This window comes from Paenibacillus sp. GbtcB18, assembly GCF_019091125.1.
Taxonomy (GTDB): Bacteria; Bacillota; Bacilli; order Paenibacillales; family NBRC-103111; genus Paenibacillus_F; species Paenibacillus_F chitinolyticus.
On the sequence record NZ_JAGXJX010000018.1, the window covers coordinates 1 to 22,118 of the forward strand.

The window sequence follows — 22,118 nt, forward strand, 5'->3', positions numbered from 1 at the left end:
AAAGGCGATCCTATTATTTATTGAGGCAAAACAAATGGCTTCCACACAATACTCACCAATTCACCTTCAGTCACGGTTACTTCATCTATGATTTGACGGAAAGAATTTTTCGCGGCAAGTCTATCAATTCCTGTGATGTTGTCAAAAACCTGTTCGATATTTGATTTTACAATCGCGGGATCGCCTGTAGTCTTATTTTGCAAATCAAGAATTTGTCCCTCTATACGCATCCGGTCTGCCTGAATTCTTTCTCGTGCCTGTTTTAAATCGTAATCGGAAATCAAGTCTTTTTCATATGCTTCGATTTGTTTTTGCATACGACCGTCAATACGTGATAACTGGTTCTTTAATTCCTTTAATTCGTCATTTATGTTTGTCGATTTTGAAATATTCAGATTAAGCTTCTTGTTCGATGAAAGGGCGATGTTCTTTATCTCATCTAAAATGAGGTTCTCCAAATCTTCCCGATGTACTGCATGATATTTGCATCCATAACCCGCAACGTAGGAAGCGCAGATATAGCGATAATAGGTGTAGTCTTTGTTTTTTCTTTTAACTCGACTTGTCTGTCCCTTCATATTTCGACCGCAATGTCCGCACTTTACAATTCCAGTCAATAAATAAGTCTCACTGTCTGCGTGTTTTTTAGCTCGCGAACGTGTAGCCATTAGATCCAGGACACGCATTTGTCTCTCAGGAGAAATAACTGCAGGGTGGTTATTTTCCTTGACATCCCATTCTTCCTTTGGTCGTATGACAGTTTTCCCATCTTTTGATTTTCTCATGTTATATATTCGGGTTCCACTTATTGTTGGATTTCGCATCGCTCGTTTTACGTTAGTTTGATCCCAGGGGTGACCAGATTTGGTCGTGTAACCTCTATCATTGGATAACTTGGCTATCATGCGATGCCCATGGCCCAATTCACCTAGTTCAAACATGAAATCAAGTATATCTGCTTCTTTTTCGTTGGGGATATACTTACCGTCTATAATGTCATATCCAAAACACGGCCTTGTTAAGGCGCGATCTGTATTTTTTGCTATAGAATCCATGTTATCTTTAACACGTTCGCTGTTACGTTCGCGCTCAAATTCCGCGAAGACACCTAGTAGCTGGAGGACCATTCTGCCGGCTGCCGTAGAGGTGTCAAAGGATTCGGAAGCGGAAACAAAACTGCATTCGTAGTTATCAAAAATTTTGACTAATTGCAATAGGTCTAAGAGATTTCGAGATAGTCTATCGAGTTTCGTTGTAAGGATAATGTCGAATTGCCGCTGTTCTACAGAGTTCAAAATGCTCTTTAATTTGGGGCGGTTTGTATCTTTAGCGCTATACCCATCATCAATAAAAAATATTGGTTTGTTCCAGCCCCTGGCGATACAGTATCCTTCTTGCCTTTCAATTTGCTCCTGAATAGAATTCCCTTTCTCCGCTTGTTCCTCTGTGCTTACCCTAATGTATCCAGCAACTCTCATCTGAATCTCCTTTAGAATTTAATATTGTAAGGTGACATATACCAAACCATTTTTCCAATTACTTTAACGGTACAATCTTCATTGCTGCTGACAAAAGTCTGGGGAGAGTGTTCGGAATTAAAACTGTCAGGCTCCAAAACGAGAGTGTTCTGCAGTTTATAGAATCTCTTCAGAGTAGCATCGTAACCATTTACCGCTACCGCGGCTACATCTCCGTTTAGTACCTCGGCGGCTGGATCAATTAAAGCATATGCTCCATTGGGTATGATTCTGTTCATGCTATCTCCGTTAACGCGCAATAAAAATGAGTCTGGATGTTGAGCCAGTATATATTCAGGAATATCTATGAGTTCCTCAACTTTGATCATTTCAAGAGGGAGACCCGCCGCGATTGCACCGTACAGGGGCACTTGATACTTTTCATTTTTGATTGGAGAAGTATCTTCTTTGTTATTCGAAACGGGTTTAACGTCAAATAAAAGTTCGTCGACGGTGACCCCTAGAACATCGGCCACCATTTCAACCTTCCCCATTCTAGGCTCGGTTTTGCCTGTTTCCCAATATCCCACGGTCACATCGGAAACGCCAACACGGCGAGCTAGTTCAGCTTTGGAAATTCCCTTATCTTCTCTAAGTTTTCTTAAGTTAATTGAAAAGTTAATTGCGTTCACCTAAGTTACTCCTTGCTTTTTTGTTTTATCATATCACAGAAATCTAATTTTATCACATTAATTCTAAATTAAACTTAGATTGCATTAATGAAGCCGAAAAAAAGTAAGCAATTTTAGCCGAAATGTGTTGACTCCTAAGTTTAAATTAGGTTAGTATAAATTTGTCGAAAGGAGGCGAAAACAGATGATCAACAGCGGACGTACATTAAGGGAATGGAGGGCAAAGCAAAAGCTGACAAAACAAGAAATGTCGCGAAAATTGGGTATTCACCCGTCCACGTATTCTAAATGGGAAGAGCATGCAGAAGACATTAGAATTGTCGATGCGATTCGTATTGCTGATGTACTGGGATGCAGGGTAAGTGAAATAGTTTTTTTTGAGAAGAATCCTAATTTTAAATTAGGGATGGAACAGATGTGTAATTTATGAAAGTCGGACAAACGTACCTTCATAAATTACACAAGGGGGGGATGTGATGAAAAGGGAAAGACCGGAACTGAAAATTGTCGGCCATTTTGTAAAGGAAGATGATCGAAGAGTGGAAATTGACCCTCGTGCAACGGCTTTGCCTGATATTTGTAAACAAGCGTTTGCCTTTATGAAAACCGGGGAGAAGTACTCACTAATCCGCTGACGTCTTAGCATTCATTCTTTTTAAAAATACCGAAAGGGGTCTTCACTTTGAAATTGGACAAGCTTTCATTGGAGGAACTGGCCCGGCTATGGTTTATCCGAAGCCCGCTGCAGCATTCAATAATTGTCCGCAACATTCAACGAACAACTAAAACAAATTAAAGGAGAATGCAAAATGACAATTAAAAAACCTGTTGAAATGAAAGTACTTTTCGGAACGGTCTATGAAGAAGAGGGCGGCAAAGAAGTTCCTTTCCGGCAGCACCTTGGAGATATGGGGGGATCGGGTTTTATCTATAACGAAAAAGGATGCCAGAAGATTTTGAAAGCTGCATTAGAAAATGAACATTCTTGGGCGGATGTTGCGGATTATGTTTGCCCGCTGGTTGATGAAATTTTGTTAGATGCTCATGAACTGGATCGGGGATTATACCTGGATATCATGAAGAAAATTCACTTGACGTACTTGATTATGAAGCAAAAGGAATTTGCTCGTAATGGTGTTGGAATTGTTGAATTATCTTTTAAAGACAACGACCCTACAATTTTTGAAAAAGCGGCAGCGTATTTAAAAGATGGCTATATCATCGACAAGGTAACGGATCTTCGTGATCATACTGGGTGCTGGCATATGGATTTGTTACGGGAAGAAGAGGACGAAGAGGTTGACATGCCTCAGACACAATCTGTAATGGAAGTTACGGAGCATGAACGGAACCTAATTTCTTTATTAAGAACACTTTGCTTTGAAGATGTGTTAGATGCAGTCGATGGAATTGAAAAATTGAAAACTGATGTTTACCACAAGTTGCAAGAAAAGATGGCTCAGAAAGATCTCACTTCGGCAGCAGGCTGGAAAGAACGCTATGAGGCACTTGATAGGTTACAGGAATCGCTCGGGAAAGCCAATGATGATTATCGCGATCATATTTTCCCTGAAAACGAAGACGGTGGTTCTGTTGATTAAGCGAACAAGCATTTAAAATTTAATCAATGGGGAGCCACGTACGATGAACAATTTTGAGAAGTCTGTTTTTGAATTGGCAGTTCACAGCGAAATCAAAGATAAGATCCTAAGTATTGCGAATCAAGCAAACAGCGACGTTCTTTATAACAAAAAAGATATTGCATTCGATCTGATGGAAGTGGTCTTAAATATCACTGAACTAGAGAGTGGGTTTCTTTCTGTTATAAGCGAGGAAATCCGGAAAGAGAAAAGTTCAAGTGTTAAATAAAAAATCACCTTCTCATTCCTTGGCCGGGATGAAGGTGACTTTCAAAAGAATATGAGGAATTGCTCTTGCGAGAAATATTATCATCATTATCGTTTAATCGCAAGAGCTAAATTCTTCTCTAAAGGAGAATCGCATATGTCCAATAGTGTCCCAAAGTCTAAAGTGAAAGACGACCGCGACATAGAGGAATACTTACTTTCGTTTTTTAGGAACAATCCTAAGCTCTCGCCTGAAAGTTTTCAGGGAAAGTACCACCACCTAAAATTTGAGTGGTGGGAAGTGGGTACTAAGGAACTCATAAAAAAACCAGAATTCATGTATGAATCACTTGCCGGTATAGAGCATGAGGAGAGGCTCAGAATTATGATGCAGTACGTTTTAGCTGTCATAGAGGGTTATGAAACTGAATTGTTAGAAGCGGCCTTCGGACCCGCTCCAAAAGGCTATAAGAAGGTGGAGTGATTGGCTAACCCGCAACCAGAGAACGGATTCGTCCGTGTCGCTAATGAGATATGGGACGAGATCATTTGCAGGAGCTTTTCTAAGCGCCAAATTGACATAATTCTATTTATTTTACGGCTTTCTTATGGTTGCAATAAAAAAACGGCAAAAATCCCGCTCCAGCAAGATTTTATTCTTGCTGGTTTGGGCGGGAAAGGCAACATTGCATTGGAGCTTAAGCGCTTAGAAGCGGCCAGAGTTATTACTCGCAACAAGGAAGCCGGGGAGTACGCTTTAAACAAAGATTATGAAACTTGGGATGTTGGTTTAGTGAAAGGATGGGAAAAAGCGCGTTTCGAAAAGTTGCTAAATCTTAATCTTGACCAAGGGAAAAAGCAACGAAAACTGAAAGCGGGACGCGCACCCAAAAGTTCTCAAAATGAGAACTCGCAAATGGGTGAAGAGTTCTCAAAACGAGAACCGGAGGTTTCGGGTGAAGTTCTTAAATTGAGAACCGAGGAGAAGGGCGAAGTTCTTAAAATAAGAACTGATGACGAAAAAGAGTTCTTAAAACGAGAACCGAAAGTTCTTGAAATAAGAACCGAAACGTCCTCTCAGCCCTTACAGGACGCGGCTTCCGAGCCGTCTAAAGACATTAAAGACATTAATATATTAAAGACATATATATATACTGTTTTCGAACATTGGAATTCTAAAAAAATTAAAGTGCATCGAGAGCTAACCGAAGGGCTAAAAAGTACGATCAACGCCCGGCTAAAAGTTTACAGTTTGGACGAGCTGATTCAGGCCATCAATCTTTATCACGAGGTGCTTAAAAGCGACGATCATTTTTTCTCCTACAAGTGGCCGCTTAAGGATTTCATGAATCCGAAGAACCTTGAAAACTTTCTCGCAATTAACGACCCTCTTCAAAATTATTTGAAGAGAGAAAAGATAACGGAGCTAACTGTTTCTCATAACGGTGGAAAACATAAAACGCGACATGATCTTAACAACGAAAGCATTCTTGATTTTGCAGGAGGGGAATATGGATCGGCAGAGTGTAGCGCGGATTTTGGTTTTAATCAATCATGCTTACCCGAACTTCGTAACGGACAGGGTGAAAGCTGAATCATGGCTTAAGTTTTTAGAAAACGTGCCTTATGAATTAGCTCATAAAAATTTGTTGCACCACATAAGGACAAGCCGGTTCATACCGACGATTGCGGATATCTCAAAACCGGAACATGACCCGGAACATTACACCGATTACAGGCAGCTTAAAAGCGAAACTGATAAAAGGCTAGATGAAATGGAGCGTTGGAAGCGTGCAGCCCTGCCGCCAGGAGGTAGATGGCATGAATGATACTTTGTACAACCTCCAAGCGGAAGAAGCGGTGCTTGGTGCCATTCTGGTCGATCCCGATGTAATGGCAGTGGCAGCCACAAAATTAAAACCTGAAAGTTTCTTCCTGAACACGAACCAGATTGTTTTCGGAGCGATGGCAGCATTGACCGAAGAAGGCAAGCCGATAGATTCAGTGACTGTTACCGACCGGCTGCAACAAATCGGAGAGTTGGACGCGGTGGGCGGGGTGCTATATCTCGCTAAATTAAGCGGGGCCGTTCCATCTACGGCGAACGCCGCCTATTACATTGATATCGTCAAGGAAAGGGCGCAATACCGTAAAGCCAAAACCTATGTTGACCAGAAGGTCAGAGAAGCGGAGAAAGACGCGGCAGCTTTTATATCCGGCATCCAAGAGACTTTGTCTGAACTTCAAGAAGAAATGGCAGAGGGCGGGGACTTCCGGAAGATGGGAAGCATCCTAGAGGACCATGAAGAAACCGTATATAATCGCCAAGCTCAGGGAGGCTTAACAGGAGTTAAAACGGCAAGCCGAGACTTGGACGCTTTGACTTCCGGCCGCCAAAACCAGGATTTAATTATTATTGCCGCCCGGCCTTCCATCGGAAAAACCGCCTACATGTTGAACGAAGCGAAGGCGGCAGCCGAGTCAGGGACAGTAGACGCGGTAGGGATAATCAGTTTGGAAATGCGGGATGTAACTTTAGGTGAGCGCTTGATATGCCTCATAAGTGGGCTTGATTCTAGGAAACTAAGGTCCGGCTTCCTGGATGAAGCGGATTGGGAACGTTACAGTCATGGGCGGGCTGCGCTGGAAAACTTGAGCATCTACATAGATGATTCTCCAGGAACGACTATCCAGCAGATCGACGCTAAAGTGAAGCGGTTCAAGGAACGGCATGGGCGAATCATAATTTATGTCGATTACCTGCAGCTCATAAGCGCGGGGAAGAAGTTTCCGAACCGGGAGACTGAATTAAGCTTTATAAGCCGCTCCTTAAAACAAATGGCGCGAAAATATAATTGTCCAGTCGCTGCAATAAGCTCCGTCAGTCGCGCCTGCGAACAAAGACAGGATAAGCGGCCAATGTTGTCAGATTTACGGGAATCGGGACAAATTGAGTTTGATGCCGATGAAGTCGACTTCTTATACCGGGATGATTACTACAATGCTGAATCCGAGAAAAAGAACATTGTTGAGATCATAGTGGCAAAGGGCAGGAACACAGGGACGGGCGTCGTGGAAATGGTGTTCTTAAAAGATCGAAGCCGCTTCGTTGATATGGACCGGAACCACCATACAGGATAATTGCCCACCAGAACACATATTGAGTCACAGAACAAGGAGGAACAAACGTGAAAAATGTAAACCAATGGCATATTTATAGCTGGATGAAAACATCCTGGATGACTACCGGAGCCGTACCGTCAAATAAGCAGGTTATAAAGCGGTTCTCCGGCGTAGACACGGAAACGCTGATTGAGGGAATCGTGGAATTTCGTTTGGCTTATGATCGAGATTTAAAGCACATCAAGAATTCGCAGGCAGATGAAAAACCGGGCGAAATTAGTTAAACAAACGGGGCGTTGAGGTGGAACTGATGGAAAGATTGGAAGCGGGGCAACCGGTTAAGCACGTCAAGCGGAAATTGTACGAGGCACGTTTTGTAACTTACACCAAGTCCGGGCGAGCAAAGGTCCGTCATAATTACGCCGCCCCCTATGGAGTGCAATGGGTGACCGATGCCTTCAAGGCCGAAAATATTGTGCCAGAGTAAATAACGAAGATCATAAGGAGGACTTTACATGGAACAGCGTACAATAGATATCAGCGAGGATTCTGCTATAAAGTTGGGAGAAATCATGGAAGTTATGAAAGATGAAGAGGGGTTCGACTCTTTTAACCGCGCTGCAGAAACAATGATTGACTACGGACATCAAGCATTAACGAAACCGCGAGACAAAACACAGGAATTATCTGTACCACTTCTTCGTGTGAATTTATACCTTGAAACAGGTTCGACTATGGAGTTTATCTGTCGCAAATTTAAAACGGAGAGAAACGAGGACGGACAACTAACCAGGATGACATGGAGCGAAGTCCCAGGTCATATCTCTTTGAAACATGTTAACCTTGGGAAAGTAGTAGGAGTTGTTGTGGAGCCGGTTGTAGAAGAGGGTGACAGCCATGAGGCCCCATGAAATAGCTACCCAGATTCTAAATTTGCTTAAGGACGTCAAAGGAATCTACGAGCAGAACGAAAACGATGACAAATACCTAAACAATGAGTACACGGACCTAACACACGCTTTAGAATTTATAGAGCTGGACGAGGAAAGCGGGCCGGAGCTGCTTAAACAATTACAGAGCAACCGGCGGATGCGCCGGACGGCCAAGGACACAAACGAACAGCTTCAACCACTTTATGAGCTGGCGATAAATCCAAAAGGGCCGTTCGCTGAACTGGACAAGGTTATTAAAAAGATCCAGGAAGCCGAACGGCTCCAAGCATCCAGAAAATACACCGCGAGGGCAAGGACAGACATGCAGGAAGCTTTCGACCGGGCTGTGGCGGCACGAAGGTAAAAGGGCCGGCTATGGAGTACAAGGGGGGAGAACATGAGAGGGCTTAACGGCTTGCCCGAATTGGACCATAAAAAAACCCAGGTCGCCATGGATTCGGTCTTCGAGCAGTACCGGCTTTTCAAAAGCACAACGTTTCAGAGACGTGAGGTTAAAACAACGGCAAGTTATTCCGAGCGGTTTCACGGCCCGACGAACGTCACAAGCGATTCCACCGCCGATACAGCAATCTACAATGTATTTCAGCCGGAATACCGTGAACGCTTTTGTGAGGCCGTTGATGCAGCAGTTGGAATGCTTGCTACCAGACACCAAGAACTTATTAGGTGTCGATACCTTTCGAAAGACAAATTTACCGATTCAGAGGTGTACAATACAAGGTTGGACCCGCCTGTCAGCCGAGACACTTATTCTAAGCTCCGTAATGAGGCGTTTCAGGCGTTAGCGTATAGCTTTGATACGTTGGAGTTAATTAAAATAGAAAACCTCTTAAAATGACGTTTAAACCGCTCAAACAACGAGCGGTTTTTTTATTTCGGGTTTGAGTCGACAAAATGTCGACAAAATGTCGACAAATCGCCGACAAAGATTCGCTAATAAATCGCTAAAAGTTCGACAATAAACCGACCACATTTGTTTTTGGGCATGATATATTTGTAACGTGGAAATGGTGAGAGCAAGGCCAGCGGGCCGAAGCTGCTTGCCTTTTTTCATGCCTGATGAAGCGCTACGCGTGGAGGGCTGCAGCGGCGCCACTATTACCCGAAACCATGACCTATGTGGTCGCGGGAAACCCTGGTTCGTTTACCACTACATATGCCGGATAATTACCACTACATGGTTTTATTCGCATTGAAGCGGTTCGGGCAGGGTAGGGGATAGGGCGCTGTTATGTATCAACGCGCTCAAATTTGAGCCGGTAAGCACTGAACAACGAGCGGAAACTTCCGCCCGTTAAAATTACTTGTCTAAGCCCAATTTTGGACTCAGCGAAGAACAAAGGAATTTTTACTGGCCCCAAATTTGGGGTGAGTGAACCAAGGTCCTATAAGGACCTCAGTCCAAGCAATCAAATTTCCTTCACCCCTCAATTTTGAGGAGTGAGGTATTCTGAATGAAAATGAACTGATCTCCTTTAAGGAAATGGGTGTAAATGGAAAAAGGGTTCAAGCCTCAAATTGAGGCGGGGAGCTTATCGTTTCGGCACTCTCCTTCTTAAAGGAGGCGAGCAAAATTAGAAAACGGAAAATTCCGTTCTCAGGATTTGAACAAGCATTGCCAAGCTTTCCGCGCTCTCTTTCTTCAAAGGGTATATCCAGTATTTGTTAAACGGAAATTTCCGTTCATCTGATTCGAACAAGCATTGCCAAGCGTCCCCGCTCCAGTTATGCTATCTGCAACACACAAAATGAGGTGGCATAAATGGACCAGGAAAAGATCGCAGCAGTTTTGATGTGGGCACGCCAAAAGCTTGAAGCGATGGAGAGTTTTGAAGGAGAGCCGATAGAAGGCGGGGACCTTACGGAACTATATCCGGCAGACCTTGAAGAAATCGGTACACCGGATGGGAAAGAAATTGTCCTTATCATGAAATCGGGTATGTATTTCTTAAGAACCCAGCTTATGGACATCGCGGATATGTGCCGTCTTTATGGATTTACGCAAATCGGCGAAGAACGAGCAGTTAACCTAACACATACGACCATCGTGGATCGTGAAATGCGTCTTATACGAAGCGGGGACACGGAGATGGAAGTGGAAGAGGAATTCTGGGACGATTTTATAAACGCATATGAAAAACGGTTTCAATAGCGATATTGTATAACCACTAACGTTATCGTTTGACATACCACTATATATTTGGGTAATTTATACAATAATCATCCCACGTATGGAGGTATTGAATATGAGCAAAAGAAAAGCCGTCTTTATGGATCTTGATGAGCATCCGAAATACAGAATAAAAGGTTTTGTGGCACCAGTTTGTGAGGCGCTTTCTAAAGCGGAAGGTGAAAAACTTGCTGATGCGGACTTGAACAAAAGACCGTCTGACGCGCCATTTTATTATTACTTCGAAAATAAAGATGGTAAATATTATTATTATCTTGAAGACCAAATCATTGAACCAAACACGACAAAATAGCAATAACAAAACGCCCTCGTGCCAAGGATCGGCGCGGGGCGTTAACAAGTAGACATATTCAATCATCCGTTTCTGTGTTCGCGGCTTTGCGGTTGTACCGGCTGGCGTTCTTTTTACATTCCAGTACGTCGGAACGCAAAAACCACCGGTCCTTCGGATACTCTTTAATCGGAACTAACTTGCCGCGATCAACGAATGATTTTAAATTCTGGCGGGTGCTTCCCAGTATTTCCACCGCCTCCGTAGAATTAACCACTTCGGAGGCGATGAAGGAAATGAGTTCTTCCCGTGATGTGATGTTGATATTCATGTGCTTCACTCCCGAACAAACCATTTAATGAGCAGTAGTACAAACCAGAGGGCAATAACGGCAATCGCAACCCAGCTAAGAGCGTTCATGTTGGAATAATCCATTTCAAGCAGAAACACGATGCCGAGAATCAAGAATAATGAATCCGTAGCATTCTTTTTCATGATTATGTGGATGTGGTATAATTGTTTTTGAAGAGGGAGGGTGCGAACCTCCCGCTTCTTAAATGTTTACTTGTGCTTAGCGTCTCCGTTTTTTCTGGGGGCGCTTTTTCTTTTTCTTAAGCAACTTCTTTACTTCGATTGCTGTCTTAAGGGCCGCTAGTGAGTAAAAGATGATTGCCGCAATGTTTTTCCACTTTCCCACATCCACTTCGTTCACCTCCTTTCTATACTCTTATTATAGCATATATATTTACACGTGTAAATAAATAATTGGTGCAATGTGGAACAAATTTTATAAAATGCGGTGGCGGAATAGGTAGACGCAGGTGAATGGTATTTAGTTGGTGCTATGCATCCGGCTGCGGCATCTGGTTCGATTCCAGAAATACCATTGGACGCCGATGTGACGAAGGTTTGTTACAGCCGGACGCGGTACCGGGTTCGATTCCTGGCACATCATGTAGGGTGCAAATCCCTACCCGCTTATAAATACAACGAATGGGGGTGCTCAACTTTGAGCAGACCCCTTTACATAGCAACGGTTTGTATCTGCTTATGAACAATTCTCAAATGTCACGACGTCGCGACATTTACAGGCCGGGAATTTATAAGTCACTCTAGCCGAGTGGCTTTTTTTATTTGCGAAATCGAAGATAGGAGGAATGAGAGTATGACTGGTTTTATTGCACAACAACCTAACGGACTGTATTGCAGGTTCTCGAAAACAGTCGATTGTCCAACGCATTGGAACATGACCAGAGATGACTATTTAAACAATGTCACTGGAACAGTTCATACGAGGGAAATGGGCGAAGAAATCCTCAATTATCACGTCTTACCTTTTTCTGAGGTAATCATAAGATTTGCACCCACTAATATGAGTTACGAAGAATTCGAGAGATTGTTAGTACTCATGAATCAGCCACAAGAAGGCGAAGCAAAGAAATGAAAGTCACGCTACAATGCGCCTATTGCGGTAACGAAGATGTCAAAATTTCGATGAATGCGGTCGCCAAGAAAATAGACACTTTCTCTCTAAAGTGTAAATGCGGGAAGTGGCTTGTTCGCAATGGAATAATGGGGCATCAGAATAACGTTTAAGCTCTCTATTGCTCAAAAGTTATAACTTATCGGATAGATTACGAGAAGGCCAGGAAAGGCCCTTTCTGTTCGTCTGGTGACGCGTATAGAACAAAACCAACATAAACAACTATCGGTGGTGGTGATTGTGTAGAAATGGACTGGCAGGAGATACGAACCGAGTATGAGCAGACGGATATATCGCTTCTTGATCTTGCGGAAAAGCATGGCATCAAATATCCGACGATCAAGAGTAGGAAGCAGCGGCAAGGCTGGGTAAAGGATGCGTCCAATGGCAAAAAAGATGCATCCCACGAGAAAGACGCATCCAAGGGGAGACGCGGCCCCCCGAAGGGGAACCGTAACGCAGCCGGTCATGGTGCGCCGAAGGGAAATAAGAACGCCATAGGCAATTCAGGCGGTCCAGGCGGACCAGAGCGAAACGATAAAGCAGTGACGCATGGCTTTTTCCGTAAATACCTGCCGGATGACGCCTTAGAGATCATGGAAGCGATCGAAACCCGCTCCCCGCTGGATATGCTGTTGGATAACATCATGATTCAGTATGCCGCGATTATCCGTGCCCAGCGTATCATGTACGTTGAAGGCAAGGACGAAATGATTAAGGAGCTGAAAAAGCAGAAATTCGAAGTCCATAGTACCGGTGAAGGCAAGAATACAGAGCTTCACCAAATCGCTACTGAGGAAGAATTCGAATTTCAATTTGCTTGGGACCGGCAAGCTACATTTCTGACAGCTCAAAGCCGCGCTATGACAACGCTGCAAGGCTTAATAAGGCAGGCCGAGGAAATGAGCCGACAGGAGAACGCAGATGAAGAACAGCGCTTAAGAATTGACAAGCTGAAAGGCGAAGTCGATAAGATGAACAAAGATACGAATCCGGAGGTTGTCGTATTTAAGGATGATCTTCATGAGTAAAGAAATCAGCCTGCAGCAGACGGTCGGAAAGGGCTATGCTAAGTTCTGGCATTATAAAGGGCGGTATAGAGTGGTAAAGGGTGGCCGGGGGTCTAAAAAGAGCGTTACAAACGCCCTGTGGATACCATACAACATGATGCGGTACCCATTGGCAAATACGCTTGTCCTTCGGAAGACGTTTAACACCCACAAGGACTCGACCTGGGCACAGCTTAAATGGGCCGTCAACCGGCTGGGCGTGTCGCACTTGTGGAATTTTAAGAAAAGCCCGCTTGAAGCTATATACGTGCCGACGGGACAGAAAATCTTATTTCGCGGCCTTGATGATCCGATGTCCATTACCTCTATTACGGTGGACACCGGTTATTTGTGCTGGGCCTGGTTCGAAGAAGCCTATCAAATCACGAACGAAGATGACTTCGACAAAGTGGACATGTCGATTCGTGGTGAAGTCCCACCAGGATACTTCAAGCAGCTCACGATTACTTTCAACCCATGGAATGAAAAGCATTGGTTAAAACGTCGATTCTTCGATGTGCCGGATCCGGACACGCTTGCCATGACCACCACCTACCAGTGCAATGAGTTCTTGGGAGACGATGACCGGGTCCGCTTTGATTGGATGAAGAAGAACAAGCCGAAGCGCTATAGGGTTGAAGGTGATGGAGATTGGGGTATTGCCGAAGGGGCCATTTTCGAGGATTGGCGAGAAGAAGACTTCAACCCTAGCGTTATTGCGAAGATGCCGGGCTATAAAGCCGTGTTCGGTCTGGACTTTGGATACACCAATGACCCGACTGCTATGGTGGCCGCGCTCGTCAACAAGGATGAGAAGAAGCTTTACATCTTCGATGAACACTATGAACACGGCATGATGAACAACGACATTGCTGACATGCTGAAAAGGAAAGGGCACTCCAAGGAACGCATAATTGCGGACTCATCGGAACCGAAGTCGATCGACGAAATTCGGGGGTATGGGATCGGGCGGATCCGGGCGGCAGAAAAAGGCGGAGACAGTGTTAAGGTCGGAATCCAATACCTGCAGCAGTATGAGATCATCGTCCATAAACACCGGTGCCCTAACGTCAGCATCGAGCTTTCGAGCTACGTATGGGAACAGAACAAGGCAGGGAAATTCCTTAACCGGCCGATTGATGAATTCAACCATACATTGGACGCGCTTCGTTATGCGATGGAGCAAATCAGGAAGCCAAGCGGCGTTACGTTCAATTAAAGGAAAGGAGGGACCTAATGTACACGCAACATGAAATCATGCAGAACCTTAGCAAAAACGCCCCAATGACCATTGACGAGATAGTTCGGGAAGAAATAACGGAATGGGAGCAATCCGAAGCCAGGAAGCTCATGCTAACCGGCCAGCAGTACTATAAGGTCAAAAACGATATTCTGAGCCGCAAACGTACCGTGATTGACAGCAATGGGCAGTTGACCGAAGTAAAAAACCTAGCTGACAATCGCATACCGCATGGATTCGTTCGGAAATTGGTCGATCAAAAGACCGGCTATCTTCTGTCTAAGCCATTCTTGCCGAAAACCGAGAATAAAGACTATCAAGAGCAGCTTAATAATTACTTCGGCAAGACATTTAAACGGATGTTCAAAAACGTCGGCAAAGATGCCATTAACTGCGGAAAGGCATGGCTGCAGGTGTATCATAACGAAGCAGCCGAATTGTCTTTTATGCGGCTACCGTCCCATGAGATCATACCCTTTTGGAAAGACTCGGCTCACACTGAGCTGGACGCCTTAATTCGGGTATATGAATGCACCGTGTATGAATCCAAACTGAAAAAGGTCATCAAGAAAGCTCAATTTTGGAATTCCGAAGGGGTAAGGTTTTACGAAGCTGACGGGGGCCAATTTGTCTTTAAAGGCATGACGGGACACTTTTCAGTTTTCGAGCAGGATGACGGCGAAATGATTGAAACATCCATGAACTGGGACCGGCTCCCCTTCGTCTGTTTCAAGTATAACGATGAAGAGCAGCCGCTAATCGACTTGATTAAGAAACAAATTGACGATTATGACAAGAAGTTTTCGGACAATTCCAACAACCTTGAAGATCTGCCGAATAGCATCTATGTGGTCAAGGACTTCGATGGAACTAGTGCGGCCGAGTTTCGCAAGAACATATCGCAATACCGCGTTGCTTTCGTTCGAGGTGACGGTGGAATTAACACGATTAGCCTTGAAATTGATACAGAAGCCCATAAAACGCACATCGAACAGTCCCGAAGAAACATATACGAGTTCGGTCGCGGCGTGGATACCCAGTCAGAGCGGTTTGGTAATAGCCCCTCCGGTATTGCGCTTAAGCATCTTTATGCTGATTTGGACCTGGACGCAAACGATCTGGAAACCGAGTTTCAAGCGAGTTTGGAACAGCTTCTATGGTTCATTGACCAGGATATCAGCACCAAGCACGGCACCGATTATAGTGACGAAGAAGTCGAATTCATCTTCAACCGTGATATTACTATCAACGAAACAGAAGCCGTTACGAATGCGAAGAACAGTGTCGGCGTAATTTCAAACGAGACAATTGTGGCTAACCATCCATGGGTGACCGATACGAACGCCGAATTGGAACGCATCAAAAGCGAGAATGCGCCAGATGAATACGATGATCTTTCTACCGGCGCAGAGAAAGCGGACGCTGCATCATGAAATCTTCTCTTTATTGGAAAAAGCGTAGCGAACAGGTAGCAAATAGGCAGTTCGATAAGGCCGATGAGTATGAACGTCTACAACGCAGGGAATACGATCGAGCGATTGCAGCCATTATTCGGGATATCGAAACCTTTTATCAACGTTATGCAATCAATAATGAGGTTTCCATGTCCGAAGCCCGCAAGCAGCTAACTCGGGGTGAACTGAAAGAGTTTAGGATGTCCCTGGAGGAATTTACCGCCAAAGCAAAGGACAACGCAGATGGCCGGTGGACACAGGAGCTTAATAGTGTCTACTATCGGACTCGCGTAACCCGTTTTGAGGCGTTGCTGGCGCAGATCAACCAGGAAGTCGAAATGCTGGCCGGGGGCCGCCAGGCGGGAACAGAGGCGTTGCTGGGTGGCATCTACAAGGATACCTACCATCGAACCCTGTACGAGTTGCAGGCAGGGACTGGTGTCGGTGTTTCATTTGCAAAAATTGACGATGAGGGCTTGAAAACAATCCTCGGTGCCAAGTTGGACGGCCGAAACTGGTCGCAGCGTATCTGGGGTGACCGGACAAAATTGCGGCAGGAGCTGCAGACGAAGATTTCCCAATCCTTTATTCGGGGCGACAGCATTGACCGAACCGTCAGAGATGTTACGGAACGGCTTAATGTGTCCCGATCAAATGCAGAGCGCCTTGTCCAGACGGAGAGCGCTTTTTTTGTTGGTCAGGCCACCATGAAGGGTTACAAGGAAAGCGGCGTCGTGCAGCGATACGAAGTGCTTGCCACGCTGGATAAGCGGACGAGTGACGTCTGCAGGGGGATGGACCGAAAGGTGTTTCCACTTTCTGAGATGGAAGTCGGCGTCAACTATCCACCGTTTCACGTTCGCTGCCGGACCACTACGGTTGCTTACTTTGATGACGAGATAACCCCAGGGGAACGCATTGCCCGCGACGATGAACGCGAGACCTATTACGTGCCTGGCGATACCACATATGCGGAATGGAAATCCAAGTACGTAGACCCTTAGGCAAAATCCTAAGCGCTTGTAAATATGTATCTTGGGCCCTAGCTGAGACTGCTGGGGCCTTAAATTTTGCTCGTTGGCCGGAGCATCACGGCCGCCCAAGGCGGGGTTGCGCCATAAAAACCAAGTGGGAGCGTGTCGAAATGGATTTGAAGGAATTACTGGGCGAGGAACTGTACAACAATGTTATGGAAAAAGCTGGTGATAAGCATAAACTGGCGATCGTATCCGACGGGAACTGGATTCCAAAAGAAAAGTTCAACGAAGCGAATACAGCAAAGAAACAGGCCGAGGATACGTTGAAAGAGCGTGACAAGCAGCTCGAAGAGTTGAAGAAATCCACCAAGGATAACGCCGAGCTGCAGGGGCAGATTCAAAAGCTCCAGGACGAAAACAAAGCGGCGACCGAACAGTACAATGCTGATTTGAAGGAGCTGCAATTAAACTCAGCTCTTAAGCTGGCCTTGTCTGGACAAGCTCATGACATTGATATTGTCGCTGGCCTTCTGGACAAAAGCAAAATTGAACTGGACGAGGCCGGAGGAATCAAAGGTGGCCTAGACGACCAGGTGAAGGCCCTGCGGGAAAGCAAGGGCTTTTTGTTTGCCGAAAAACAGGCTGACAAAGGCCCCGCTATCAAAGGGGCGCGACCGGCGGAGGGCAGTAGAACGCCTAATGCTGAGACAGTAAACACAGAAATTGCGAATATTTTTTCCCAACGATAAGGAGATGACTTTAAATGGCTTTTAACTCATTAGAATACGCAAAGCTTTACCAAACCGAGCTTGATAAACAAGTGGTGCAACAGGCGACGTCGGGTTGGATGGAAGCAAACGCCGGTCAAGTGATTTACAACGGCGGTAATGAGATCAAAATTCCGGATCTTAACATGCAAGGTTTGGCCGATTATGACCGCGACAACGGTTTTGTAAAGGGAAGTGTATCGTTTAAGTACTCCACTTACACGCTTACGCAGGACCGTGGCCGTACGTTCAGCCTGGACTCTATGGATGTAAACGAAACGAACTTCGGAGCGAATGCGGCTTCTGTACTTGCCGAATTCCAGCGGTTGCACGTCATTCCGGAAATTGACGCCTATCGTTATAGCCGGTTGGCTGCAATTGCGGAAACCAAAGGAAACAGCAAAGAATATACGTTGTCCGAGGATTCGATTCTTAAAGAACTGTACGGACAGATTTATGCTCTTTCCGATCTTGGCGTGGACATGTCTCAGCTCGTGATTCCAATCTCCTTCACAGCCTACGGAGTTTTGACGGACAACAAGTCCATTCAAAAGAGAATTGATTCCGGGAACTTCCAACAAGGCGGCATTAACCTGTCCATTAAGACGTTGGATGGAATCCCTCTTATCCCGGTATCTTCTAACCGCTTGAAAACGTCGTATGTGTTTAAAGATGGAACGACGGCCGGACAAGCTGGAGGCGGTTTTGAACCGGCAGCCGGTGCTAAAAACATCCACTGGATGGTGCTTAACCGTACAGCATGTATCGCGATTTCCAAGACAGATAAAGTACGTATTTTCACGCCTGATGAAAACCAGGACGCGGATGCTTGGAAGATTGATTACCGCAAGTATCATGACGCTTTTGTTCCGACGAATAAGGTTCCGACCATTTTTGTAACGAAGGGAGCGTAATGCCATGATTGAGCTGAAACATCTCAATGTTGTTAAGATTGTCGATAGCGAAGAAAAAGCGGCCTTCTTGGAGTCCAAAGGTTTCGAGCGTGTAGAGGTGGCGAAGGAAGGCAAAGAGGATAAAGGAAAGGGAAAGGGCGGCGAGTAGTTGCTCTTTTTGGGTGCAACAATGTTTCTAAAAGACCAAGTTGCGACCATTATCAAACAGCGGTTTAAGCTGCCCGACACTCTTGATTCGCTCATTCAATCCTACATCCTGGAAACGGGGATTCATATCGTCAATTATCTTGGCATTGACTCAATAGAAGACATACCTAACGCCCTACAATTTGTATGGGCGAATTTGGCAATGTCTGTTTTCAAGGCCGAACAGTCTCATCTTCCTGAATTGGACGAGTTGTTCAGCCAAGATATCGACCTAAAAATCGGGGATACAGCAATCAAGGAAGCGGCTAAGGGTGGTTCAGCGGCGGCCGTAATGGCGTACGCAAACGATTTAAACCGCTATAGAAAGCTTAGGTGGTAAAGTGAACATTCAACGATACCGTAAGGTCCTTGAATCCTCGTATGCCGATACGGCGACGATTATCCGTGTGATTGAGGTGGAAAAGCCATCCGGCGAGACGGTTCAGAAGTTTGACCCTGTCTATTCGGACCAGCCTTGCCGACTCTCTCAAAAAGTCCTGGCGGTAAACGATCAGACAGAGGCCCAGAACAACATCACCTATTTGACCAAACTCTTTATCGCTCCTGAGCTGACCATCCTGCAGGGGTATGAAGTTACCGTTAAGCATGTAGGACGGGAGCTGTCCTTTGTAGCTGGTGAGCCGTATCTGTACCCCACCCACCAAGAAGTGATCCTGCAGCGAAAGGGGTTGGCGTAATGGCCAAGTGGGGCAACTTTGATTTTTCGGAGTTTGAACGGCTTGCCGACAACCTTAAACAAGCAGTGGACCAAAGGATAATTGACGGATTTTTTCGTGATTTCCTCCTTGAAATGGCATACCGAGCTGAACGGAAAATCAAGATGCGAACACCGGTTGATTCCGGGGAGCTGAGGCGGAACTGGACAGTGGGAAGGGTAGAAAGACAAGGGAACGCCTATGTGGTCGAAATCAATAACAACACGGAGTATGCCGCTTTTGTCGAGCATGGCCACCGCACAGGGAAAGACCTTACTGGGTGGGTCGAGGGCCGATTTATGGCCATGATATCCATGAAGGAGATCGAGCAGGAGCTACCGGTGTATCTGGCCAGGCGGCAGGCCGCTCTCCTGGAGCAGATAATGAACGGCCAACGACCGGGAAGGGGGCCGCTATGAACAACAATGACGTGCGCGATGCTATTGTGCGGTCTCTTAAGCTGGCCTACCCGAACAGCAAAGTGTACGGGGAGCAGATCAAGCAGGGCCTGCAGCCTGGCAGCTTTTTTGTCCATGACATTACCGGCCAGCACTCGAAGCTCCTAGGACCGCGTTACAACCGTTCTTTGTCCTTCGACGTCCGATATTTCGGCAGATCCAACGAAGAGCGTCAAGAGGTCGCTGAGGCCCTGTACGAAGCACTGGAATATATCACCGCAGCGGGCAATCTGTTGCGAGGCACAAAGATGCGGCACGAAGTCATTGATGACGTGCTGCATTTTTTTGTGGATTACGATTTTCATCTGCTGCGGAAAAAGGCACCATTGCCAAAGATGCGCAGCATGAGACAGGAGGGACATATCAAAAATGGCTAAGGATAAAATCGAGCCGGTTGAGGCTCAATTTATGAAGGAGCAATTTCTTGACTCCAGCCGGTACACGGCGCTGCAAAAGGATGTTCTTTCCGGACTTCTGGAAGACGGCAAGCTTTATAGCTTAAGTGACGTCGATCGGCAGCTACAAGATTTTTTAAATAGGGAGGTGCAGGCATGACCGGAGGAAATTGGACAACACAAAATAAAGTGCGCCCGGGTACGTATATCAATGTTTTAAGCGATCCTCAGACCCTAGGTACTATGGGAGATCGAGGGACGGTAACATTCCCACTCACTCTTAGCTGGGGACCGGCCAAGCAGGTGATCGAGCTGCAAGCAGGCGAGGATATTAAGGACAAGCTTGGTTACGGAATCACGGACCTGGAAATGCTCTTAGTCCGGGAAGCTTTTAAGCGCGCACGTACCATTTTGCTTTATAGGCTCAATGCGGGGGTTAAAGCAGCCGTGACGAAAGGTGGAATGACGGCCAGCGCATTGTATGGAGGCAAACGCGGTAATGATTTGACGCTGGTTATCCAAAATAACATCGACGACAACAAAAAATACGATGTCAAAACGTTATTGCTTGGATCTGTCGAAGACACCCAAACGGTCGAGACGATTGAGCAGCTTAAACCGAACAAGTGGATCGTTTTTTCCGGATCCGGCGCGCCTGAGGTTACAGCCGGGTTGCCGCTTACGGGAGGCGACGACGGTACTGCAACCAATCTGGATCATACCGACTACTTGGATGCGGCCGAGGTGCTTGATTTTAACGTGATTGCCCTTCCGTATTCGGATGCAACGCTGAAAGGCATCTATGTATCTTTCGTTAAGCGCTTGAGAGACATGGAGGGCCGCAAGATCCAGCTCGTTCTCCCGAACTACTCTCTTGCAGATAATGAGGGTGTCATTGGCGTTAAAAACGGTGTCAAGCTGTCAGATGGAACGATCATCCCAGCTCCTCAAGCCGTTGTCTGGGTGGCGGCAGCTACCGCGTCCGCTGGGGTTAATGAATCGCTCACACATCAAGCTTACGATGATGCGGTGGACGTAGATATCCGGTATACCAATTCACAAATTGAGGCGGCTATTAAAAATGGGGAATTCTTGTTCACACCAAGCGGCGGCCGGGCCATCGTGGAAGTGGACATTAACACATTCAGATCGTATACGCCAACCAAACGGAAACACTTTTCGAAAAATCGGGTGCTCCGTGTTTTGGACGCAATCGCTAACGACCTAAAGAGTATTTTCGACCAATATTACATTGGCAAGGTTGACAACAACAGCGACGGTCGAAATCTGATCCTCAAAGAGGTCGTGAAGTATATGGGAAGCCTTCAAGACATTAATGCTATCAAGAATTTTGATGCGCAAAAGGATGTTCAGGTAACAGAGGGAGCCGATACAGACAGCATCATAATTACAAGTAATGTACAGCCAGTCGATGCGGTAGAAAAAGTTTATATGAAAGTGCAGGTGAGATAAGATGCCGAATTTTTTAAAAGCTTTAGATACGATCTCGGGCCAAGAGGGCGTCGCCTATGCAACAATTGCTGGCAAAGTGGAAGAAATGTTTTACCTAAAAAAAATCGAGGCTAAGGCAGAAAAACAAAAGACCGAGGTCAAAACACTTGGCCGGCGCGGCACCCAACACAAGGCGGCCGGCTGGTCGGGGACAGGCAGCATGACGATCTATTATGTGACCAGTCGATTCCGGCAACTCATGTACGAGTACATCAAGCATGGTAAGGACGTATATTTTGACATTATGATCACAAACAATGACCCTACTTCCTCTATTGGGGCGCAGACCGTGACGCTGCTCGGAGTTAACTTGGATAGTATCGTAATGGCCTCCCTGGATGTCGAATCAGAAGTTCTCGAAGAAGACATTGATTTTACTTACGATGACGTAGAAATTAATACACCATTCAACGCCCCTACGCTGGGACAATAA

At 45.7% G+C, this 22,118-nt stretch carries 34 protein-coding genes; 29 read left to right on the forward strand and 5 right to left on the reverse strand.

From position 1 onward, the window contains the following. Nucleotides 1-17: 17 nt before the first annotated feature. Both KVT34_RS28265 and KVT34_RS32660 read right to left on the reverse strand, forming a co-directional pair. Entirely contained in the window at nucleotides 18-1,478 is a 1,461-nt protein-coding gene (locus tag KVT34_RS28265) for a recombinase family protein (RefSeq protein ID WP_217563038.1), read from the reverse strand. 11 nt (nucleotides 1,479-1,489) lie between these two features. Next, complete coding sequence (locus KVT34_RS32660) at nucleotides 1,490-2,149, reverse strand: helix-turn-helix domain-containing protein (RefSeq protein ID WP_309244142.1); 660 nt, start codon at nucleotides 2,147-2,149, stop codon at nucleotides 1,490-1,492. A 184-nt stretch (nucleotides 2,150-2,333) separates the two neighbouring features. On the opposite strand from KVT34_RS32660, the gene KVT34_RS28275 reads away from it, so the two are divergent. The 14 genes from KVT34_RS28275 (at nucleotide 2,334) to KVT34_RS28345 (ending at nucleotide 10,555) form a co-directional block, all read left to right on the forward strand. Continuing rightward, nucleotides 2,334-2,579 (forward strand): helix-turn-helix transcriptional regulator, encoded by a 246-nt coding sequence (locus tag KVT34_RS28275; protein WP_217563039.1) that lies wholly within the window; start codon nucleotides 2,334-2,336, stop codon nucleotides 2,577-2,579. Between the two features lie 46 nt (nucleotides 2,580-2,625). Beyond that, entirely contained in the window at nucleotides 2,626-2,784 is a 159-nt protein-coding gene (locus KVT34_RS28280; protein WP_217563040.1) for a hypothetical protein, read from the forward strand. A gap of 174 nt (nucleotides 2,785-2,958) precedes the next feature. After that, a complete protein-coding gene (locus tag KVT34_RS28285; protein WP_217563041.1) occupies nucleotides 2,959-3,750 on the forward strand; it encodes a hypothetical protein in 792 nt (263 codons plus the stop codon). A gap of 43 nt (nucleotides 3,751-3,793) precedes the next feature. Then, nucleotides 3,794-4,018, forward strand: a complete 225-nt coding sequence (locus tag KVT34_RS28290; RefSeq protein WP_217563042.1) for a hypothetical protein — start codon at nucleotides 3,794-3,796, stop codon at nucleotides 4,016-4,018. A 135-nt stretch (nucleotides 4,019-4,153) separates the two neighbouring features. Further along, on the forward strand, nucleotides 4,154-4,480 hold the full coding sequence (locus KVT34_RS28295; protein WP_217563043.1) for a hypothetical protein: 327 nt from the start codon (nucleotides 4,154-4,156) through the stop codon (nucleotides 4,478-4,480). Beyond that, a complete protein-coding gene (locus tag KVT34_RS28300) occupies nucleotides 4,481-5,590 on the forward strand; it encodes a replication protein (protein WP_217563044.1) in 1,110 nt (369 codons plus the stop codon). It abuts the gene before it with no gap. A 227-nt stretch (nucleotides 5,591-5,817) separates the two neighbouring features. Further along, nucleotides 5,818-7,137 (forward strand): replicative DNA helicase, encoded by a 1,320-nt coding sequence (gene dnaB / locus KVT34_RS28310; RefSeq protein ID WP_217563046.1) that lies wholly within the window; start codon nucleotides 5,818-5,820, stop codon nucleotides 7,135-7,137. Between the two features lie 47 nt (nucleotides 7,138-7,184). Continuing rightward, nucleotides 7,185-7,403: a hypothetical protein gene (locus KVT34_RS28315; protein WP_217563047.1), complete on the forward strand. Its 219-nt coding sequence runs from the start codon at nucleotides 7,185-7,187 to the stop codon at nucleotides 7,401-7,403. A 26-nt stretch (nucleotides 7,404-7,429) separates the two neighbouring features. Further along, complete coding sequence (locus KVT34_RS28320; RefSeq protein ID WP_217563048.1) at nucleotides 7,430-7,606, forward strand: hypothetical protein; 177 nt, start codon at nucleotides 7,430-7,432, stop codon at nucleotides 7,604-7,606. Between the two features lie 28 nt (nucleotides 7,607-7,634). Further along, on the forward strand, nucleotides 7,635-8,030 hold the full coding sequence (locus tag KVT34_RS28325; protein ID WP_217563049.1) for a hypothetical protein: 396 nt from the start codon (nucleotides 7,635-7,637) through the stop codon (nucleotides 8,028-8,030). Next, complete coding sequence (locus KVT34_RS28330; RefSeq protein ID WP_217563050.1) at nucleotides 8,008-8,415, forward strand: hypothetical protein; 408 nt, start codon at nucleotides 8,008-8,010, stop codon at nucleotides 8,413-8,415. The genes KVT34_RS28325 and KVT34_RS28330 overlap by 23 nt, the downstream gene beginning before the upstream one ends. A gap of 33 nt (nucleotides 8,416-8,448) precedes the next feature. Next, on the forward strand, nucleotides 8,449-8,910 hold the full coding sequence (locus KVT34_RS28335; RefSeq protein ID WP_217563051.1) for an ArpU family phage packaging/lysis transcriptional regulator: 462 nt from the start codon (nucleotides 8,449-8,451) through the stop codon (nucleotides 8,908-8,910). A 924-nt stretch (nucleotides 8,911-9,834) separates the two neighbouring features. Beyond that, nucleotides 9,835-10,224, forward strand: a complete 390-nt coding sequence (locus KVT34_RS28340; RefSeq protein WP_217563052.1) for a hypothetical protein — start codon at nucleotides 9,835-9,837, stop codon at nucleotides 10,222-10,224. Between the two features lie 94 nt (nucleotides 10,225-10,318). Further along, nucleotides 10,319-10,555 carry a hypothetical protein gene (locus tag KVT34_RS28345; RefSeq protein WP_217563053.1) on the forward strand — a complete coding sequence of 79 codons (237 nt, stop codon included), beginning with the start codon at nucleotides 10,319-10,321 and terminating at the stop codon, nucleotides 10,553-10,555. 58 nt (nucleotides 10,556-10,613) lie between these two features. On the opposite strand, the gene KVT34_RS28350 is transcribed toward KVT34_RS28345, so the two are convergent. The 3 genes from KVT34_RS28350 to KVT34_RS32520 form a co-directional block, all read right to left on the reverse strand. Continuing rightward, entirely contained in the window at nucleotides 10,614-10,865 is a 252-nt protein-coding gene (locus KVT34_RS28350; RefSeq protein WP_217563054.1) for a DNA-binding protein, read from the reverse strand. A 5-nt stretch (nucleotides 10,866-10,870) separates the two neighbouring features. After that, entirely contained in the window at nucleotides 10,871-10,999 is a 129-nt protein-coding gene (locus KVT34_RS32515) for a hypothetical protein (protein ID WP_302695634.1), read from the reverse strand. A 106-nt stretch (nucleotides 11,000-11,105) separates the two neighbouring features. Further along, nucleotides 11,106-11,237: a hypothetical protein gene (locus KVT34_RS32520; RefSeq protein ID WP_302695636.1), complete on the reverse strand. Its 132-nt coding sequence runs from the start codon at nucleotides 11,235-11,237 to the stop codon at nucleotides 11,106-11,108. Nucleotides 11,238-11,699: 462 nt separating this feature from the next. Here KVT34_RS32520 and KVT34_RS28355 point away from each other — a divergent pair, with 462 nt between their 5' ends. The 15 genes from KVT34_RS28355 (at nucleotide 11,700) to KVT34_RS28425 (ending at nucleotide 22,118) form a co-directional block, all read left to right on the forward strand. After that, complete coding sequence (locus tag KVT34_RS28355; protein ID WP_217563055.1) at nucleotides 11,700-11,978, forward strand: hypothetical protein; 279 nt, start codon at nucleotides 11,700-11,702, stop codon at nucleotides 11,976-11,978. A gap of 287 nt (nucleotides 11,979-12,265) precedes the next feature. Next, a complete protein-coding gene (terS, locus tag KVT34_RS28360) occupies nucleotides 12,266-13,048 on the forward strand; it encodes a phage terminase small subunit (protein WP_217563056.1) in 783 nt (260 codons plus the stop codon). Next, nucleotides 13,041-14,285: a PBSX family phage terminase large subunit gene (locus KVT34_RS28365; RefSeq protein ID WP_217563057.1), complete on the forward strand. Its 1,245-nt coding sequence runs from the start codon at nucleotides 13,041-13,043 to the stop codon at nucleotides 14,283-14,285. The genes terS and KVT34_RS28365 overlap by 8 nt, the downstream gene beginning before the upstream one ends. 17 nt (nucleotides 14,286-14,302) lie before the next feature. Then, nucleotides 14,303-15,739 carry a phage portal protein gene (locus KVT34_RS28370; RefSeq protein ID WP_217563058.1) on the forward strand — a complete coding sequence of 479 codons (1,437 nt, stop codon included), beginning with the start codon at nucleotides 14,303-14,305 and terminating at the stop codon, nucleotides 15,737-15,739. Continuing rightward, on the forward strand, nucleotides 15,736-16,764 hold the full coding sequence (locus tag KVT34_RS28375) for a minor capsid protein (RefSeq protein WP_217563059.1): 1,029 nt from the start codon (nucleotides 15,736-15,738) through the stop codon (nucleotides 16,762-16,764). Before KVT34_RS28370 ends, KVT34_RS28375 begins: the two co-directional genes overlap by 4 nt. A gap of 140 nt (nucleotides 16,765-16,904) precedes the next feature. Further along, nucleotides 16,905-17,486 carry a phage scaffolding protein gene (locus KVT34_RS28380; RefSeq protein WP_217563060.1) on the forward strand — a complete coding sequence of 194 codons (582 nt, stop codon included), beginning with the start codon at nucleotides 16,905-16,907 and terminating at the stop codon, nucleotides 17,484-17,486. 14 nt (nucleotides 17,487-17,500) lie between these two features. Continuing rightward, complete coding sequence (locus KVT34_RS28385; RefSeq protein ID WP_217563061.1) at nucleotides 17,501-18,418, forward strand: hypothetical protein; 918 nt, start codon at nucleotides 17,501-17,503, stop codon at nucleotides 18,416-18,418. 4 nt (nucleotides 18,419-18,422) lie between these two features. Beyond that, nucleotides 18,423-18,566, forward strand: a complete 144-nt coding sequence (locus tag KVT34_RS28390; protein ID WP_217563062.1) for a hypothetical protein — start codon at nucleotides 18,423-18,425, stop codon at nucleotides 18,564-18,566. Further along, nucleotides 18,567-18,944, forward strand: a complete 378-nt coding sequence (locus KVT34_RS28395; protein ID WP_217563063.1) for a hypothetical protein — start codon at nucleotides 18,567-18,569, stop codon at nucleotides 18,942-18,944. Nucleotide 18,945: 1 nt separating this feature from the next. Then, nucleotides 18,946-19,302 carry an ABC transporter ATP-binding protein gene (locus tag KVT34_RS28400; protein ID WP_217563064.1) on the forward strand — a complete coding sequence of 119 codons (357 nt, stop codon included), beginning with the start codon at nucleotides 18,946-18,948 and terminating at the stop codon, nucleotides 19,300-19,302. Continuing rightward, complete coding sequence (locus tag KVT34_RS28405; RefSeq protein WP_217563065.1) at nucleotides 19,302-19,739, forward strand: HK97 gp10 family phage protein; 438 nt, start codon at nucleotides 19,302-19,304, stop codon at nucleotides 19,737-19,739. Before KVT34_RS28400 ends, KVT34_RS28405 begins: the two co-directional genes overlap by 1 nt. Further along, entirely contained in the window at nucleotides 19,736-20,155 is a 420-nt protein-coding gene (locus tag KVT34_RS28410; protein WP_217563066.1) for a phage tail terminator family protein, read from the forward strand. The genes KVT34_RS28405 and KVT34_RS28410 overlap by 4 nt, the downstream gene beginning before the upstream one ends. Further along, on the forward strand, nucleotides 20,148-20,333 hold the full coding sequence (locus KVT34_RS28415) for a hypothetical protein (protein WP_217563067.1): 186 nt from the start codon (nucleotides 20,148-20,150) through the stop codon (nucleotides 20,331-20,333). The genes KVT34_RS28410 and KVT34_RS28415 overlap by 8 nt, the downstream gene beginning before the upstream one ends. Further along, entirely contained in the window at nucleotides 20,330-21,646 is a 1,317-nt protein-coding gene (locus KVT34_RS28420) for a phage tail sheath family protein (RefSeq protein ID WP_217563068.1), read from the forward strand. The genes KVT34_RS28415 and KVT34_RS28420 overlap by 4 nt, the downstream gene beginning before the upstream one ends. A gap of 1 nt (nucleotide 21,647) precedes the next feature. Continuing rightward, nucleotides 21,648-22,118, forward strand: coding sequence for a phage tail tube protein (locus KVT34_RS28425; RefSeq protein WP_217563069.1), 471 nt, complete (start codon nucleotides 21,648-21,650; stop codon nucleotides 22,116-22,118).